The following is a 319-nucleotide window of genomic DNA, read 5'->3' as shown; positions in this document are numbered from 1 at the left end:
AGTATGAATAACCATAAGACCCGCTTCACGAGCAGCTTCCAAAACGGCCATGCATGGTTCAATTGCAGTACGCACTAGTGATACATCATTACCAAGTGCTTCACCAAAACCACCAGGTTCAACGAAGTCACGTTGCATATCGATAATAATAAGTGCTGTTGTTTTAGGATTAAAACCTAGGGCAAAGGGCTCAGCTTTAAATAACTTAACCATAACTATCACACCTTTTGTTGTTAGTATTTTGACGCTCTTTTGCGTTCCAAGATAGTCTAGAGCGATGCTAACAAAAAAAAAGCGAGAAAATAGTGGCTAATCAATC

1 protein-coding gene is annotated in these 319 nt (G+C 39.5%); it reads right to left on the bottom strand.

The window, feature by feature from the left end; translation table 11 throughout:
- The coding region (locus tag RMT89_RS41985; RefSeq protein WP_315889016.1) for an isochorismatase family protein at positions 1-213 on the bottom strand (213 nt) is incomplete at its 3' end.
- Positions 214-319: the final 106 nt, after the last annotated feature.

Source organism: Streptomyces sp. P17 (assembly GCF_032436805.1).
GTDB lineage: Bacteria > Actinomycetota > Actinomycetes > Streptomycetales > Streptomycetaceae > Streptomyces.
This window is presented reverse-complemented; position numbering and strand designations above follow the sequence as displayed.